This window comes from Polymorphobacter sp., assembly GCF_051860865.1.
Classification (GTDB): Bacteria; Pseudomonadota; Alphaproteobacteria; order Sphingomonadales; family Sphingomonadaceae; genus Sandarakinorhabdus.
This window is the reverse complement of sequence record NZ_JBIMKZ010000070.1, coordinates 1-17,072: the sequence shown is the minus strand read 5'-3', so window position 1 is coordinate 17,072 and position 17,072 is coordinate 1. Positions and strand designations below refer to the sequence as shown.

General features: G+C 66.3%; 11 protein-coding genes and 1 tRNA gene. 2 read left to right on the top strand and 10 right to left on the bottom strand.

Features of this window, described 5'->3' with window-relative positions; all coding sequences use genetic code 11:
- Positions 1-101: 101 nt before the first annotated feature.
- The gene (locus ACTIFJ_RS12260; RefSeq protein WP_439534396.1) at positions 102-1,877 is read right to left on the bottom strand and encodes an aminopeptidase P family protein; all 1,776 of its coding nucleotides are present in this window, start codon (positions 1,875-1,877) and stop codon (positions 102-104) included.
- A gap of 137 nt (positions 1,878-2,014) precedes the next feature.
- Here ACTIFJ_RS12260 and ACTIFJ_RS12255 point away from each other — a divergent pair, with 137 nt between their 5' ends.
- Positions 2,015-4,093, top strand: coding sequence for a S9 family peptidase (locus ACTIFJ_RS12255; RefSeq protein WP_439534393.1), 2,079 nt, complete (start codon positions 2,015-2,017; stop codon positions 4,091-4,093).
- A 16-nt stretch (positions 4,094-4,109) separates the two neighbouring features.
- Here ACTIFJ_RS12255 and hspQ read toward each other — a convergent pair whose 3' ends face one another.
- The gene (hspQ, locus tag ACTIFJ_RS12250; protein ID WP_439534392.1) at positions 4,110-4,484 is read right to left on the bottom strand and encodes a heat shock protein HspQ; all 375 of its coding nucleotides are present in this window, start codon (positions 4,482-4,484) and stop codon (positions 4,110-4,112) included.
- 170 nt (positions 4,485-4,654) lie between these two features.
- Between hspQ and ACTIFJ_RS12245 the strand changes: the two genes are divergently transcribed.
- A tRNA-Ser gene (locus ACTIFJ_RS12245) sits at positions 4,655-4,744 on the top strand.
- A 97-nt stretch (positions 4,745-4,841) separates the two neighbouring features.
- Here the strand turns inward: ACTIFJ_RS12245 and ACTIFJ_RS12240 are convergent.
- The 8 genes from ACTIFJ_RS12240 to ACTIFJ_RS12205 form a co-directional block, all read right to left on the bottom strand.
- Positions 4,842-5,528, bottom strand: a complete 687-nt coding sequence (locus ACTIFJ_RS12240) for a response regulator (RefSeq protein ID WP_439534391.1) — start codon at positions 5,526-5,528, stop codon at positions 4,842-4,844.
- Positions 5,525-8,182, bottom strand: coding sequence for a DUF4118 domain-containing protein (locus ACTIFJ_RS12235; protein WP_439534390.1), 2,658 nt, complete (start codon positions 8,180-8,182; stop codon positions 5,525-5,527). Before ACTIFJ_RS12235 ends, ACTIFJ_RS12240 begins: the two co-directional genes overlap by 4 nt.
- Complete coding sequence (locus ACTIFJ_RS12230) at positions 8,175-8,747, bottom strand: potassium-transporting ATPase subunit C (RefSeq protein WP_439534389.1); 573 nt, start codon at positions 8,745-8,747, stop codon at positions 8,175-8,177. The genes ACTIFJ_RS12235 and ACTIFJ_RS12230 overlap by 8 nt, the downstream gene beginning before the upstream one ends.
- 12 nt (positions 8,748-8,759) lie before the next feature.
- On the bottom strand, positions 8,760-10,442 hold the full coding sequence (gene kdpA / locus ACTIFJ_RS12225; protein WP_439534388.1) for a potassium-transporting ATPase subunit KdpA: 1,683 nt from the start codon (positions 10,440-10,442) through the stop codon (positions 8,760-8,762).
- A gap of 11 nt (positions 10,443-10,453) precedes the next feature.
- Entirely contained in the window at positions 10,454-11,272 is an 819-nt protein-coding gene (locus ACTIFJ_RS12220) for a transporter (protein WP_439534387.1), read from the bottom strand.
- Between the two features lie 11 nt (positions 11,273-11,283).
- Positions 11,284-13,299, bottom strand: coding sequence for a potassium-transporting ATPase subunit KdpB (gene kdpB, locus ACTIFJ_RS12215; RefSeq protein ID WP_439534395.1), 2,016 nt, complete (start codon positions 13,297-13,299; stop codon positions 11,284-11,286).
- Between the two features lies 1 nt (position 13,300).
- Positions 13,301-13,390, bottom strand: coding sequence for a potassium-transporting ATPase subunit F (locus tag ACTIFJ_RS12210; protein WP_439534394.1), 90 nt, complete (start codon positions 13,388-13,390; stop codon positions 13,301-13,303).
- A 329-nt stretch (positions 13,391-13,719) separates the two neighbouring features.
- Positions 13,720-16,902 (bottom strand): DUF3857 domain-containing protein, encoded by a 3,183-nt coding sequence (locus tag ACTIFJ_RS12205; protein WP_439534386.1) that lies wholly within the window; start codon positions 16,900-16,902, stop codon positions 13,720-13,722.
- Positions 16,903-17,072 lie beyond the last annotated feature (170 nt).

The window sequence follows — 17,072 nt, the reverse complement described above, 5'->3', positions numbered from 1 at the left end:
CCCTGTCACCCCCCCCCCCATACCCCCCCCCGCCCCCTCGCCGCTACCGCCCCTGGTGGGGGGCGGGGGCCCCCCCCCCCCCCGCCGGAGGCCCCTCTTCCTTACAAGGGCGCCGTCGCCGAGGCGAGCCAGGTGGCGGTTTCCGAAGGCAACAGCGGGGTCAGCGTGGTGCGGACATGGGCGTGGTAATTATCGACCCATTGGCGTTCGGCGGGGGTAAGCAGCGCGAGGTCGATGAGGGTGCGGTCGAGGGGGGCGAGGGTGAGGGGTTCGAAGCGGAGCATGGGCTTTTCGGCGCCGGGGATATCGGTGGGGGTGACGAGGACGAGGTTTTCGATGCGGATGCCGTAGGCGCCGGCCTTGTAGTAGCCGGGTTCGTTGGAGAGGATCATGCCGGCGCGAAGCGGTTCGTCGCTGCCGGCGGTGGCGATGCGTTGCGGGCCTTCATGGACGGCGAGGTAGCTGCCGACGCCGTGGCTGGTGCCATGGGCGTAATCGAGGCCGGCGGCCCAGAGTGCGTGGCGGGCGAGCACATCGAGCTGGCCGCCGCGCGTGCCATCGGGGAAGACGGCGTTGCCGAGCGCGATATGGCCCTTGAGGACGCGGGTGTAGCGGTCCTTCATTTCGGCGCTGGGGGTGCCGATGGCGAGGGTGCGGGTGACGTCGGTGGTGCCGTCCCGGTACTGGCCGCCGGAATCGACGAGGTAGAGAGAGCCGGGCGCGAGCGGGCGGTTGGTGGCGGGACTGGCGCGGTAATGAACGATGGCGCCGTTTGGGCCGCTGCCGGAGATGGTGTCGAAGGACAGGTCTTCGAGCTGGTTGGTCTCGCGGCGGAGCGCGTGGAGATGGTTGGAGGCCGTGAGCTCGTCGATGGTGCCGTCCTGGGCCTGGGTGGCAATCCAGTGGAGGAAGCGGGTGACGGCGGCGCCGTCCCGGACATGGGCGGCGCGGCTGCCGGCGATTTCGGTGGGGTTCTTGATGGCCTTGGCGAGGATGCAGGGATCGCGGGCCTCGATGATGGTGGCGCCGGCGGTTTCCAGCGCCTGGAAGATGGCGGCGACGGCGCCGGCGGGGTCGGCGACGACGCGGCGGCCGGCGAGGCTGGCGAGATGGGCGGCGAAATTGGTGCGGGGGTGGCAGCGAACGGCGTCGCCGAGATGGGCGCGGACCTCGGGGGTGAGTTTTTCGGGGGCGACGAACAGGTCGACGCTGGCATCGGCGTGGACGAGGGCGAAGGCGAGGGCGACGGGGGTGCGGGCGACGTCCTTGCCGCGGATGTTGAGCAGCCAGGCCAGGGAATCGAGGGCGGTGACGACGAGGGTGTCTGCCGGCTCGGCGCGCAGCGAGGCGGCGATGGCGGCGCGCTTGTCGGCGGCGCTCTGCCCGGCATGGGCGAGATCATGGACTTCGAGCGGGGCGAGCGAGGGGGCCGGGCGGCTGGTCCAGACCGTGTCGACAGGGTTGTGAGTGACGGTGATGAGGGTGGCGCCGCGGGCGGCGAGGCGGGCGGCGGTGTCCCGGGCCCAGGCGCGGGTATGGAGCCATGGATCATGGCCGATCTTCTGGCCGGCAGCCGCGTTGGCCTCGAGCCAGCTGGCCGGGCTGGTGGCGGGGATGTCCTCATAGGCAAAGAGGCTGGCGTCGACCTGGTCCCGGACCTGGAGCGTGTAGCGGCCGTCGGTGAAGATGGCAGCCTTGTCGGCGAGGACGACGGCGCTGCCGGCCGAGCCTTCGAAGCCGGTCAGCCACTGCAGGCGCTGGGCATAGCCGCCGACATATTCGGACATGTGTTCGTCGGTTAGGGGAATGACGAAGCCATCGAGACCCTGTTGCGCCATCGCGTCGCGCAGCGCGGCGAGGCGGGCATGGCTGGACATCGGGGGGTTGGTTGCTAGGTCTGTCATCAGGCACAGATAGCGGTTGGGCCTGGCCGGCGCCACCCGCAGCGAGGTGGCGTATGATGTGGCGGATGGCGTTGGTGGGAGTGTTGATGATGGCAGCGGCAGGGGCAGACATGGGTATGGCGACCGGGAGTATGGCAGCCGGGCGCCCGCCGGTGGCGGGGGAGCGGCCGTCCAGCCGGGTGTGGCATGGCGAGACCGTCTCCGACCCCTGGGCGTGGCTGCGCGACCCCGGCTATCCGAAGGTCAGTGATCCCGAGGTGCTGGCCTATCTGGAGGCGGAGAACCGCTGGTACGAGGCGCATATGGCGCCGCTGAAGCCGCTGGTGGCGACGCTGTTCGAGGAGCTGAAAGGGCGGGTGACGCCGGACGAATCGAGCGTGCCGGTGAAGGACGGGGCCTATGAATATTGGTGGGCGTTCGAGACCGGGGGCCAGTATCGGCAATGGTGGCGGCGGCCGGTTGGGGGTGGGGTGGACGAGCTGCTGCTGTCCGAACCAGCGCTGGCCGCGGGCAAGGATTATTTCCGGCTGGCTGGCATCAAGGTGAGCCCGGATGGGCTGTTGCTGGCCTATGCCTATGACGACAATGGCGCCGAGCGGTTTACGCTGAAGGTGCGCGATATCGCCAGCGGCGCCGATGTCGCCACGGTGGCAACGACCAGCATCGGTGTGCCCGAATGGACGGCGGATTCGCGCGCGCTGGCCTGGACCGAGGTCAATGACAACTGGCGGTCATTCCGGATCCGGCTGCACCGGCTGGGGGCCGAAGGGCCGGACAGGACGCTGTACGAGGAGCCGGACCAGGGGTTTTCGGTCGGGGTGGGGACCAGCCAGGACGGGCGCTGGCTGATCATCGCGGCCGGCGACAAGGTGACGAGCGAGGTGCGGCTGATCCCCGCCGATGCGCCGGAAACGGCGCCGTTGCTCGTTCGGGCGCGCGAGGTGGGGCATGAATATGATGTCGATGTGTCAGGGGATACGCTTTATGTCCGGAGCAACGACAGCCATCCGAACTTTCGGGTTGCGACGGCGCCGGTACGTGCGCCGGGAGAATGGACGACGCTGATCGAGGGCAGCGATCGCTTTTATATTCGCGGGATCAGCGCTTTCACCAGCTTTCTGGCGGTGACCGAGCGCGACCGGGGGCTCGACCAGGTGCGGCTGCGATTCGCGGACGGGCGGGAGACGCGGGTGACCTTCCCCGAGGCGAGCTATACCGCCGAGATCGGCGACAACCGCGAGCCGGACGCGCCCCTGCTGCGGATCGGCTATGCCTCGATGGTCACGCCGGCGACAGTGTTCGATTATGATGTGGCGCGGGCTGTGCTGGTGACCCGCAAGGTGCAGCAGATCCCGTCCGGTTATGACGTCTCGCGCTACGAGACCGAGCGGCTGATGCTGCCGGCACGCGACGGGGTGATGGTGCCGGTGTCGGTGGTCTATCGGAAGGGCTGGCCGAAGGATGGCAGCGGCGCGCTGCATCTCTATGGCTATGGCGCCTATGGCTATGCGATTCCACCTGGCTTCTCGGCCAGCCGGCTGAGCCTGCTCGACCGAGGCGTGGGTTTTGCCATCGCCCATATCCGCGGCGGGGATGACCTGGGCCATAACTGGTACCTCGACGGCAAGCTGGAGAAGCGGACCAACACCTTCTACGACTTCATCGACGTGGCGCGCGGGCTGGCGGCGAAGGGCTATGGCGCGGTCGGCGGGATCAGCGCCAGCGGCGGGTCTGCGGGCGGCGAGCTGATGGGGGTGGTGATCAACGATGCGCCCGAACTGTGGCGCGCGATAGTGGCCGATGTTCCGTTCGTCGACGTGCTCAATACCATGCTCGACGACAGCCTGCCGTTGACGCCGGGCGAATGGCCGGAATGGGGCAACCCGATCACCGACAAGCGGGCGTTCGACCTGATCCGCAGCTATTCACCCTATGACCAGGCGAAGGCCGGGGCCTATCCGCCGCTGATGGTGACCGCCGGGCTGAACGACCCGCGCGTCACCTATTGGGAGCCGGCAAAATGGGTGGCGAAGTTGCGGACGCTGAAGACCGATACCAACCCGCTCATCCTGAAGACCAACATGGGGGCGGGGCACGGCGGCAAGTCCGGCCGCTATGCGGCGCTGGAGGAGCTGGCGGAGGAATATGCGTTCCTGCTGCAGGCCCATGGCATCACGGCCCCCGAATGACGGGGGCCGTGGGGCGTCAGTTGCGAATTTCCGGCCGTAGCAGGTAGCGGCCGTCGACATAGGTGGAGAACATCTGGGTGACGGCGGGGTGCTGCACAGGCTCGCCATGCGCATCGAGGATCAGGTTCTGCTGGCTGACATAGGCGACATAGGCCGCGTCCTCATTCTCGGCGAGCAGGTGGTAGAAGGGCTGATCCTTGCGCGGCCGGACGTCCTCGGGGATAGCGGTCCACCATTCCTCGGTATTGTTGAAGACCGGATCGACATCGAAGATAACGCCGCGGAACGGGAACAGCCGATGCTTGACGACATCACCGATGGTGAACATCGCAGGCGTGGGCGGGGCACCGGTGGTGGGCGCGGGGGCATCGTCGGGGGAGGTTGTGGTCATTCGGCTGTCCTTGATCTCCTCGTGGGTACGGGAACGGGGATGGGTGAACTGAATATAGGCATGCTTTGGCATTCGTGAAGGGTCGCGCAATCCAAGGCTTGGCAAGATGCGGTTGCATCGGCTATCGCCGCTCTTCGGCCGGTGTCGCGCAGTGCGTGCCATGCCCTCGCGGAGAGGTGCCAGAGTGGTCGATCGGGACGGTCTCGAAAACCGTTGTGGGTGCAAGCTCACCGTGGGTTCGAATCCCACCCTCTCCGCCACGGCCTTTGGCTGGCTGATCCAAACGGTGATACTCGGTGATCAGCATCGCAAAATTTGGAAGGCGTGTTGCTGGCGCGTCCATGCGTTTGAGCGATGTTACCCGCCGCCGCTGACCACCAGCCGGTAACCAACGCCGGGGTCATTTTGGATGAGTTTGGGGCGCGCGGGGTCGACTTCGAGCTTGGCCCTGAGGGCACGGATTGCCACGCGCAGATAGGCGACATCTTGGGCATGGGCTGGACCCCAGACGCGGGTGAGCAGATGGCGGTGTGTAAGAACGCGGTCATGGTGCCGGGCCAGTTCGAGCAACAGGTCGAATTCGCGCGGCGGGAGGTGCAGCGAGTTGCCGTCGCGCCGCACGTCCCGCGACGCCAGATCGATGCGAATGGCGCCGGCCTCGACGATCTCGTGCCCGGCCGTGGCGCGGGCACGATTGCGTAGCGCCACCCGGACGCGGGCGAGCAATTCTTCGCTGTCGAACGGCTTCACGACATAATCGACAGCGCCCAGATCGAGTGCGGCGACCTTTTCCGCGGACTCGTCGCGGGCCGTCAGCACGATCACCGCATGGTCGCGGGCCAGCATCGGTACCAGTTCGAGGCCATCGCGATCAGGCAGGCCGAGATCGAGCAGAATAAGGTCGGGCTTGTCGCGCCGGGCGGCGGCCATCCCGGAGGTGGCCGTATCGGCCTCGGTGGCTAGGAAGCCGCCCCGCTCGAGGGCGCCGCGCAGCAGCCGACGGATCGAGACTTCATCGTCGATGCAGAGAATGCGCGCGCTCACGCCGCAGCGTCCTCGCTGGTATGCACCAGGCGGGCAGCCGGGAAGCCGAGCGTGAAACGGGCACCGCCCTGCGGCCGGTTGGCGGCCATGGTCACAATGCCGAGCGCGTCGCCAAAGCCGCGGACGATGGCAAGGCCAAGGCCGGTGCCGCCGGTGCGATCCGAAACCTCACCGCGCTGAAAGCGGTCGAAAATACGGTCTGCCAGCGCCGGCGGCAGCCCGGGGCCATCATCGTCGATCACCAGTTCGAGCATACCCCCAGTTGTTAGCCCCGCTGTAACGCCGACCCTGGTGCCCGGCGACGTGTAGGTGGCCGCATTGGAGAGAAGGTTGATGAGCATATGGTGAAGCAGCCGCGGATCGGTCTCGACCAGCGGGAGATCGGCCGGCACGGCGATCTCGAGCCGGTGGCCGGCGAGGTCGGCACCGGTGTCGGCGAGTGCCGCCGCCACGGCGTCGGTGAGATCAACCGGTTGAAGCTGCGGTGCGAGGGCGCCGGCCTCGACGCGGGTCATGTCGATCAGGTCGGCGAAGAAGCGGTTGAGCCGCCGGGTCTCGACGCGGAGCAGCTCCATTGTCGGTCCCGAAACGCCTTCTGCCTGCAGCGCTTCCACGGCGCCGACCACCGCTGTCAGGGGTGTGCGCAGGTCATGGCCGATCGAGGCGAGCAGGGTGGAGCGGAGCTCGTCGCGGCTGCGCAGTTCCGCCACCCCGCGGGCGTCGGCCTCCAGCCGGATGCGTTCCCAGGCCAGCGCGGCCTGGCCCACGATCGTGGTGAACAGCAGCGCACGGTCGGGCGCCAGGGGGGCTCCGCCGTCGGGCTTGGTGATCCCCACCACCGCCAGAACGCCGAGCGAGGTGGCAAGGGGGTGGAACTGCCAGTCACCTGCTGACAGCGTATCGGTGGATGCGCCCGAAGCGGTCCCACGCTCCAGCGCCCAGCTGGCGGATGCCAGATCGATGGCGTCGAGCCGAATCTCGGTCGCACTGGCGGCGACCTGGCGCAGGCTGCCGCAACCATCGGCCACCAACAGGACGGTCACGACATCGAAAAGCCTGGCCAGTTCGCCTGTGATCGTCTCGGCCGTGTCGACTTCGCTGGAAAGGGCCGCGAGGCGCTGGCCGAACGCCGCCAGCGCCGCATTCTCCCGTGCCTGGCGACTGCCGATGCTGGCGCGCGTGGCAAGGCGACTGGCGAGCTGGCTGACGACAATCGCGACGAGTGCCAGCAATACGACGGTGGCGACATTGGCCGGGTCGGCAATGGTGAAGGTGTGAAGCGGCGGGACGAAAAAATAATTATAGCCAAGGGCCGATGCGAAGGAGGCGGCGAGACCGGCCTGCAACCCGTGCCAGCTGGCGGCCAGCAGCACCGGCAACAGGAACAACAGCACGACCGCGCCACTGCCGATCAGCGGCGCCAGCGCCAGCCCGAGAACAACCGTCAACACCGATGCGGCGATACCAAGGCCGATACCCCTGCCATCGACCTTTTGCCGCTTCAATGCGTCCGGCGGGACCGGCGCGGCGGCGAGCGGCACGACGTGCACGGAGACTCCAGCCGTCTCGCGCACCAGCCGATCGACGACCGATCCATGGCGCAGCTCGAACCACCAGTCACGCCGGGACTTTCCGAGCACCAGTTGCGTCACCCGGTGCTCGGCAATGTGCGCCGTCAGCCCTTCAGCCACCGTTGCCGCCGGTTCGGTGGTGATGACGCCGCCCAGCGTGACGGCGAGTTGCAGGGCTTCGGCCAGGCGCTGGCGGGCTGGGCCATCCAGCCCGGCGACGCGCGGCGTTTCGACGACGATGGCGGTCCATGGCGCTTTCATCGCATCGGCCAGCCGCTTGCCGGCCCGCACGACCTGGTCCGATCCCGGTGCATCCGACACCGCGACCAGCAGCCGTTCGCCGGCGGGCCATTGCCCCGGCACGCCGCTGGCGTTGACCTGATCGAGCATCTGGCGGTCGACGACCTGCGCGGCGCGGCGCAGCGCCATTTCGCGCAGCGCCTGGAGATTGGTCTTGCGGAAGAAATTGCCCAGCGCCCGTTCCGCCTCTGGCGGGGCATAGACCTTGCCGGCCTTCAGCCGGGCGATAAGCTCGTCGGCCGGCAAATCGACGACCTCGATCTCGGCATCCTCGAGCACATGATCGGGCACGGTCTCGCGCACCCGCACCTGCGCGAAGCTGGCAACGATATCGTTGAGGCTCTCGACATGCTGGATATTGAGCGTGGTGATGACGTCGATGCCGGCATCGCGCAGTTCCTCGATATCCTGCCAGCGCTTGGGGTGGCGACTGCCGGGCGCATTGCTATGTGCGAGTTCGTCGACCAGCGCCACCGCCGGTCGCCGGGCGATGAGCGCATCAAGGTCCATCTCGCCCAGCGCATGGCCTTCGTGCAGTTGTTGCCGGCGGGGCACGATTTCGAAGGGGGCCAGCATCGCCGCGGTCTCGACGCGGTCGTGGGTTTCAACCAGCCCGACCACCACGTCCTCGCCGCGCTGGAGCCGTTCGGCGCCCTCCCGCAGCATCTCATAGGTCTTGCCGACGCCCGGCGCTGCGCCGAGCAACACCTTCAGCCGCCCGCGGGCTTCGCGGGCGGCCTGCTTCAAAAGCGCGTCAGCTTGAGGACGGTCCGGTTCAGCCACTCGTAGACTTTAGCGGAAATGCCGTATCGAGGGCCATATTTGTGGCCAATACGTTGATCAGCCGCACGGCAAGTAGCGGCCCGCCCGGCGCTTCGACCTGCCGCTCGATGACGGCGCGAACCGCCGCTTCCGGCGCACCGCGCGCCTCGGCAATGCGCGGCACCTGCCAGAGTGCTGCTTCCAGCGTCACATGCGGATCAAGCCCTCCGCCTGAGGCCGTGGCCAGCTCCTGGGGCAGCGGTCGATCGGCTGTCGCACCGTAGCGCATCACATCGGCTTCGGCCCGCTCCCGCAGTTTAGGGTTGGAGACAGCGAGGTTGGAGCCGGCTGCGGCGGCGCCATTATACGCCGCTGCTGACGGGCGCGGCCAGAGATAGGCCGGCGAGGTGAAGGCTTGGGCGATCTGCCGGCTGCCCACGACCTGCCCGCCGGCGCCGCGCAGCAACTGGCCGTCGGCGCCAGCCGGATTGGCCAGCTGCGCCACGGCCAGCACAGCGAGCGTGTAGAGCCCCGAGCAGATGAAAAGGGTGAGGCCGAAGAGACGCATGACAGAGGAAATCAGCATTTCGCTCTCCAATCAGGACGCATGGGCTGACAGCTGCTCGGCGATCGGGCCGAGCGCTGCAGCGGGCAGGAAGGTGAGGGCGCCGAAGATGATGATGGTGACGCCGAGCATCAGTGCGAACGTGCTGCTTTCCGGGGCCAGCGTGCCGTCACCCTCGGCGGCACGCGGCTTGGCCATGAACGCACCGACGATGGCAAAGGGCAGGACGATCGGCAGGAAGCGGGCGAACAGCATGACCAGCCCGGTGGCAATGTTCCACGCTGGCGTATTGTCTCCCAGCCCCTCGAAGCCCGAGCCGTTGTTGGCGGCGGACGAGGTGAACTCGTACAGGATCTGTGAAAACCCGTGCGGGCCGGGATTGAAGGTGGTGCCGGCACCCAGGCCGGTCGCCGCGAACAGCGCCGTACCGCCCAGGATGAACAGCGCATGGAACAACAGCGCCAATATCGCCAGCCGCACCTCGCGGGCCTCCACCTTGTGGCCGAGATAGGCCGGCGTTCGCCCGATCAGCATGCCGGCGAGGAACACCGCGACGACGAGATAGAGGAACATGTTGATCATGCCGACGCCGATGCCGCCGAAGGTGGCGTTGAGCCACATGTCGACCATCGGCAGGAGCCCGGCCAACGGGTTGAGACTGTCGTGCATCGCACCGACCGAGCCGTTGCTGGTGGCCGTTGTCAGCACCGCCCACAGCGGCCCCGTGGTGGTGCCGAAGCGCAGCTCCTTCCCCTCCAGATTGCCGGCTTCTGCGGTGATCGGCAGGCCGGCAAAGGCGGCATTTGGCGCTGTCTCCGCCCAGACGGCAAGGCCGACCTTGACGACAAGGAAACCGAGCATGACCCCGAACACCAGCTTGGCATGTCCGATACGGCCGAGAATGCGCCCGAACAACCAGACGCACGCCATCGGGATCAGCAGGATGGCGATCATCTGCAATATGTTGGTCCAGAAGTTCACATTCTCGAACGGATGGGTCGAATTCGGCCCGAAATAGCCGCCACCATTGGTCCCCAGCTGCTTGATGGCGACAAACGCCGCCACCGGTCCTCGTGCGATTATTTGCTGCGCCCCCTCCAGCGTGACAGCCTGTGCCGCGCCGGCGAAGGTCATCGGCGTGCCGAGAAGCGCCAGCCCGATTGCCCAGACGAGCGCCACCGGCACCAGCACCAGAAAGGTGGCGCGCGCCAGATCCATGAAGAAATTGCCCATGTCGGTGCGTCCCGCCAGGCCGCGCGCTAGCGCCACAAGTGCTGCCAGCCCGGTCGCAGCGCTGACAAACTGCAGCCACATCAGGCCGCCGATCTGCGCCAGATAGCTGAGCTGCTGCTCGCCTGAATAATGCTGGAGGTTGGTATTGGTGGTGAACGATGCGGCGGTATTGAATATCAGATCGAGCGACAGGGCTCCCTTGCCGTCCGGATTGAGCGGCAAATGCTGCTGCACGGCCAGGATCAGGAACACGAAGCCGAACATGGCGGCGTTGAAGGCCAGAAGCTGGCCGAGATAGGGTCTCCAGCCTTGTCCGGCGACGGCACCCTGCCCCAGCAGCCGGGCAAGACCGCCACCGACGCGTGCGGCGCGCGCATCGCCCGCAGGCGGGTCCATCGCCCAGGCCAGATAGCGCCCGAGCGGCCATGACAGCAGCGCTGTGCCACCGACCACGATGATGATGAGCAGAACGGCTTCGATCATGAGCCACACCTTCAGAAACGGGTTGAAATGCCGATGTAGCTGACCAGATCGGGCGTGGTGCGATTGAGCCCGATGTTGGCGCCGGCATCGAATTGCCAGTTGGGCGTCGGCAGCCACGCCAGTGCCACGTCATAGCTCCACTGGCGCACTGTCCCCGACGGATCGAACGCCTGCGAGGTCCAGATTTCGTTGTAGAGTGTGAACGGGCCGAACTGCTTGGCAAGGTTGACGAGGCCGGTCACACCGACATGGTGTCCGTCTCCGTCACTGTCGGCCCGCACATCGAGCTGCGGGCCCAGTGTGACCGTCCAGCCGCCATCGATGCTGTAGTTGACGGGCAAGGCGATGCCGCCCTCCACCTTGCCATTGCCGATGCTTGATGGCGCCGTGGGCAATTTGATAAAGGGCAAAAGGGCAAGCTGGAAAGGGCCCTCCGGCGCGGTCAGCCGTTGCTTGTAGCGCACGGTCAGATCGCCGATGCCCTGGTTGATGCTGACACGGCCGGCGGCGTCCCGGCTACGGGCGCGCGCATAGGGTGACCAGTTGAACTGGAGGTCGCTGCTGTCCGACAGGCCGAACTTGAGGGTGGGATTGCTGAACACCAGCACATCCGCTCGCTCCCCGCCCCCCTGACCGTCTTCGCTCTGCGAGGTCTGCCAGCTGAAGAGATCGGTCTCGATCTGCACCATTCCCTTGGGCACGGTGCAGGCAAAGTTGCTCTTGGTCGGCCGGTCCGTGCAAATGGCGGATTCCGCAGTGGAAGCCGTAGGCACGGTCTGGGCCGAAACGGGCGCCGCCATGAGCATCAGCGCGGGAACAGTGGCACGCATGGTGTTCGCTTTCACACGAGGTTGAGGGTGGTGATGACGATGTCGATCATCTTGATGCCGAGGAACGGAACGATCAGCCCGCCCAAGCCATAGACAGCCAGATTGCGGGTCAGCAGTTCGGCGGCGGGCGCGGGCTTGTAGCGCACCCCCTTCAGCGCCAGTGGCACCAGCGCCGGAATGATCAAGGCATTGAAGATGATGGCGGACAGCACGGCGGATTCCGGGCTTTCAAGGCGCATCAGGTTGAGGGCGTCGAGTCTCGGATAGATGACGATGAAGATCGCCGGCAGGATGGCGAAATACTTCGCCACGTCATTGGCCACCGAGAATGTGGTCAGCGCGCCGCGCGTCATCAGCAATTGTTTGCCGATCCCGACCACCTCGATCAGCTTGGTCGGGTCATTGTCGAGGTCGATCATGTTACCGGCCTCGCGCGCGGCTTGAGTTCCGGTGTTCATGGCCACGCCGACATCGGCCTGGGCCAATGCGGGCGCGTCGTTGGTGCCATCGCCGCACATTGCCACCAGTCGGCCGCCTGCCTGTTCCTTGCGGATAAGAGCCAGCTTGTCCTCGGGCGTTGCCTCGGCCAGAAAATCGTCCACCCCGGATTCGGCTGCGATGGCCGCCGCGGTGAGCGGATTGTCTCCGGTGATCATCACCGTGCGAATGCCCATGCGCCTGAGCTCGCCGAAGCGCTCGCGGATGCCGGCTTTCACAATGTCCTTCAGGTGGATCACGCCCAGCAGTTCGCCATTCTCGGCCACTGCCAACGGGGTCCCACCACCGCGGGCAATGCCGTCCGAGATGGCCTTCAGATGCGTCGCGTCTACCCCACCGATCCGGCGCAGCACGGCATCCACCGCGCCTTTGACGATTTCGCGGCCTTCCAGCGTCACCCCCGATACCCGCGTGGCGGGCGAAAACTCGATGATCTGCGCGTTTGCCGGCAGCGCGTCGCCGTCGCCGGCCAGCGCCACGATTGAACGGCCTTCCGGCGTCTCGTCGGCGAGGCTCGCCAACCGTGCCGCCGCAACGAGTCGCGCACGCGCCATACCCGGGACCGCAATGAACTCGGTCGCCTGACGGTCGCCGATGGTGATGGTCCCGGTCTTGTCGATGAGCAGCGTGTCAACGTCGCCGGCTGCCTCGACCGCTCGACCGGATTTGGCCAGCACGTTGAAACGCACCAGCCGGTCCATGCCGGCGATCCCGATGGCCGACAGCAGGCCAGCGATTGTCGTGGGGATCAGGGTGATGAACAGTGCTACCAGCAGCGGCACGGAAATCGCCGCACCCGCATAGGCGGCAAACGCCGGCAACGTGGCCACCACCACCAGAAAGATCAGCGTCAGACCGGCAAGCAGAACGGTCAGCGCAATCTCGTTGGGCGTCTTCTGCCGTTCCGCGCCTTCGACCAGCGCGATCATCCGATCGAGAAAGCTTTCCCCCGGACCCGCCGTCACCCGCATCACGATAGTGCCGGCGAGCAACCGCGTGCCGGCCGTTACCGCCGACCGGTCACCGCCGGCTTCGCGGATCACGGGCGCCGATTCACCGGTGATGGCCGCCTCATTGACCGATGCCGCGCCGGAGATCACCTCGCCGTCCGCCGGAATCAGGTCTCCCGGCTCGACGATGACCTCCTCGCCCACCTTGAGCGTCGTCGCCCGCACATATTCCCAAGCGTCCGCCACGCCGACCAGGCGCTTCGCCATCAACTCCGCGCGTGTCGCCCTCAGCGAGCCGGCCTGCGCCTTGCCGCGCCCCTCGGCCACGCCCTCGGCAAAATTGGCGAACAGAACGGTCGCCCACAGCCAGCCGACGATCTGGCCTTCCAGCAGTGGCTTTCCGCCACCGCCTGACCAGCCCACCAGCCACAGCACGGTCGCCAACAACGCCGCCAGCGCTGTGACGGCCATCACCGGATTGCGCACCAGCTGGCGCGGATCGAGCTTCACGAACGCTTGCCTCGCGGCACTTGCCGCTAACGGCCAGGTCAGAAGCGGCGGCGCATTGACGGCCGCCATCTCAAAAACGCTCCGGCCGCAACAGCACGGCCACCAGATAGACAAATGCGACAGCTGCCGCTGCCGCACCAAGTGCAAGATCAAAAGCCATGACGTTGCTCGACTCCGCAAGGATTGCGACGTCGTTCAAGCAGTTACAGGCATTACCGCGCGATGTGCTTGGCGAGGCAGAAGCATAAAAAGGCCATAAAAATTCCGCGCCGTCTGCCCGGCTGCGACCTTGGCGCGGACATTGTCAGGCGCGGAAAAATGTCGTGGCAAACCGGCGATCGCGGATTTCCACAGGGCGATGCAAGAGCATGTACTCGCCTGACGATTGCGCTGCAGAGCCAAGCGATGACGTTGGCCATGATCGTCCGGGGGTGACTTGAATCAGGAGTAGTTGTTGTCGACGCAGTGGCCTGGCGGCCGCAGCGCGGCTCAGGGTTGAACGGGTGTGGTCGGTGCTGTCAGGCCATAGGGGGCGAAGTAGCCGTCTATGGCCGGGCTGCGACGACGTGCTTCGGCAAAGTCTGTCGCGGCGCCGCTGCTATCGCCCATGGACTGCCGCACGAGACCGCGACCGAACAACGAGGCAGGAATGGGCTGGCCGGCGATCACCTTGTCATATTCTGCCAGCGCTTCCGGCAAGCGATTCAGGCGAAACAGCAGGAAAGCCCGGCTGTCGCGGAATGCGCCGACTTCAGCCGACAGGGTCATCGCCCGGTCGCAATCGGCCATGGCCGACTCGAGGCGCACCCTCTCCGTTGCCTTTTCCCAACACAGATTATTCCAGTAGGTCGCATTGGTCGGATTGCGGGCGACTATGTCGGCAATAGCATCAACGGCTTGCTCGGGCGTAAGACGCTTCATTGCCTTCAACTGGTAAATCCGGATGAAGCGGATCTTGGCATCTTCCGGCTTGAGCCGCACGGCTTCATCGAAGGCGCGAACGGCGGCGTCGAGGTTGCCGGCGCGCTGCTCCATGACGCCGCGCGCAAGCGCAACCTGGCCGACGACATCCGGATCGAGCGTGCCGGCGCGATCAAAGTCGGCGGTCCATGCCGCCCGGTCCGTCGCGGGCCTGAGCTGCGCCCGCTCAAGAAGCAGCGCAGCCCGAAATACGTCTGGCGTGCTGGCAGCGTTGATGGCGGCCTCAAGATCAGCGAGGGCGCCGGGTTTGTCGCTCGCCCGCAGCCGGAGATGGGCGCGATCGCGCAGCAGCCGGTGGTTGCCAGGATCGGCCGCGATCAGCGTATCGAGCTGCTTTCTGACCGAGGCGTCGTCCCTGGTGGCAAAGAAAGATTCCACGTTGGCCGCCGCCTCCGGATTGTCGCTGCGGGCGGCCACGTCGCGGGCGATCGCTCGCGCATCCTCCTTGCGACCCAGCGCCATTAACGCCGCGATGCGGCCATTTTCGGCATAACCCCAGCGCGGCTGGGCTGCCATGGCGGCCGCGAAGTCCCGTTCAGCATCAGCCGGCCGTCCTTCGGTCATTGCCAGTGCGGCACGAAATGCCAGTGCATTTGCCTGGGCAGGGTCGATCGCCAACGCCTGCTCGGCAAGCGCGCGGGCACGTTTCGGATTATCGACCCTCAGCCAGGCGGCGAGCTTTCCCAGCGTGTCGGCACGGCCGGGCTGCAGTTTCAGCGCGGCTTCTCCATCTGCTGCCGCGCTTGCGGTGTCGCCAGCCGACTCGAACAGCACCCCGCGCCGCAGCAACGCTTCCACCGTGCCGGGTGTATCGGCCTTGAGCGCCGCGATATCGGCCGCCGTCGGAACATAGCCATCGGACGCACGAATATGCAGCTGTTCGTTTGCGAGCAGTCGATAATCCGTTTCAGCGGCGCGGGCGGCGACCGCCGGGATCTCGCCGGCGAGCGACCGCATGCTGCCTTCGAAATGAAAACGATTGCCCTCGAGCGTTGCCTTGCGCGCGAAGGCGTGGATACCGACCGTTCGATCATAGTTCTTGCCGCTATGCTTGAAGCCTCGGCCTTCATGGGGAAGAAATATGGTCTGGCTGCGAACCGTCCACACCGGATGCTCGAATCCAAAGGGCGCATCGTTGAAGGGCCCTTCGTCTCGGCGAATATTTATCTCGAAGCCCAATGTCGACCCATCCGTTTCGTACCAGGCGGGCTGCTCATTACCCCAGTCCATGCGGGCCATGCCCTTCATGCTCAAGATCTGGTCGCCGCTGGCTGGATCCTCCTGGCTGTCGACGCTACTGGGTGTGATGAAATCATGCTGCTTCTGCCACATCTGGCGAAGGACCTTGATGCGATCTGCCGGGGAAAGTTGCCTGAGAGCGAGCCGCCAGGCGACGGCGCCCGGACCCGAAAGACGCATTTCGGCTTCGGCAGGCGCCGGGGCCAGCAGGCCCGCGCGGGCATCGATATCGAGCCGCTGGCGAACATCGGGAGTGCTGGCAACAGGCTCGGGGATCGAGACCAGGGCGGTAGTGCTTTCCACCAGCGGCAGGCCCCAGCGGAAGCGAGGCGGGCGGAGACGATCGAGCCGCGTCTCCCCGGCCTCTGTCCCGTCCAGCCAATAGTGCTTTCCGGCAATCACGGCCTCGACGATTACATGGTTGAACATGGCAACGCGCGGAAGTGCTTCGGGCACTGCGTCTCCCAACATGGTATTTACGAGCAGCGGACGCGCCTCGATCCCTAATTCGGTCAGCAGTGCGAGCAGCAGCACCGACTTGGCCTTGCAGTCGCCGAGCCTGCGTTTCCAGGTCATGTCTGCCGAAGCGGGGCGATAGCCGCCACCATCCAATGTCAGCAGCAGGTAACGCACCTGGTCCTGCACCAGCGCCAGCGCCAGGCCCGCCTGTGTGAGCGGATCGCGTGAGGCCTTGCGGATGCGGACGACCTCGGCTTTCAGCGGTGAATCGAGGTCAAGCCGCGCCGCCTCGGCATATTGGCCGGCAAAGGTGCGCGCAATGTCTGACCAGCTGGTTGCGTTGGTTACCTCCAGTCCATTAACGAGGCCGAAGCGAGGCGGTGCCGCGCGGGGCGGTTCGGGCGCCACATGGTTGGTTGCGTCGAACAAAAGCTCCTGCCGGCCATTTCGCTTGCTGGTTTTCAGCGCGGGAAGGCCAGGGAAGATCCTGCTCCTGACGGGCATGTCATCGGGTGCCAAGATGCGAATGCGGGCGCGGCCGATGGGCAGGCGTGCCGGTATGGCCGCCACATGTTCGGCACGCCCGGTGGTCGAGGGATCGGCCCGGCGGATGGAATAGGACAGTTCGACGATGTCACCGACGCGCACGTCGTCGGGCTGCAGGGTGGCGGTCAGCTGTCCATCGATCGCGGCCTGTTCCAGGTTGGTTTCTCGCCTGAGCACAACCAATTCGCTGCCGTCCTTCAGCAAGTCGATCGGTCTGCCGTCGCGGACGAGCCGATAATGATGAACTGTCGTTGTTTCCAGCGCCGGATCCCAGGAAAGGCCGAGCGCTGCAGCCTGGAGCGCCTGTGCGGACCCGATACGAATGGCGGTGGCGATATAGTTGGTTGTGGCATTGGCCTCGAGCCTTGTCTGTTGGTCCATCAGCAACAGAACGACGGCTGATTCTCCGGCCTGCGGCGGCGCTGGCGGTGTGGTAGCGGGCAGCACCCAGCTTGCCGGGGCGCCGACAAGGGGTCGGGCCAGTGCAGGGTCGTTGGGCGGTGATTGGACCGCTTGGGGCGGAACGGGTATTGCCGGCTGCGCCGCGGCTGGCGCGAGCAGTCCCAGCAGCAACAGGGCGGAATATCGTACCACCAAGACCAACGTCGCCCCCATGT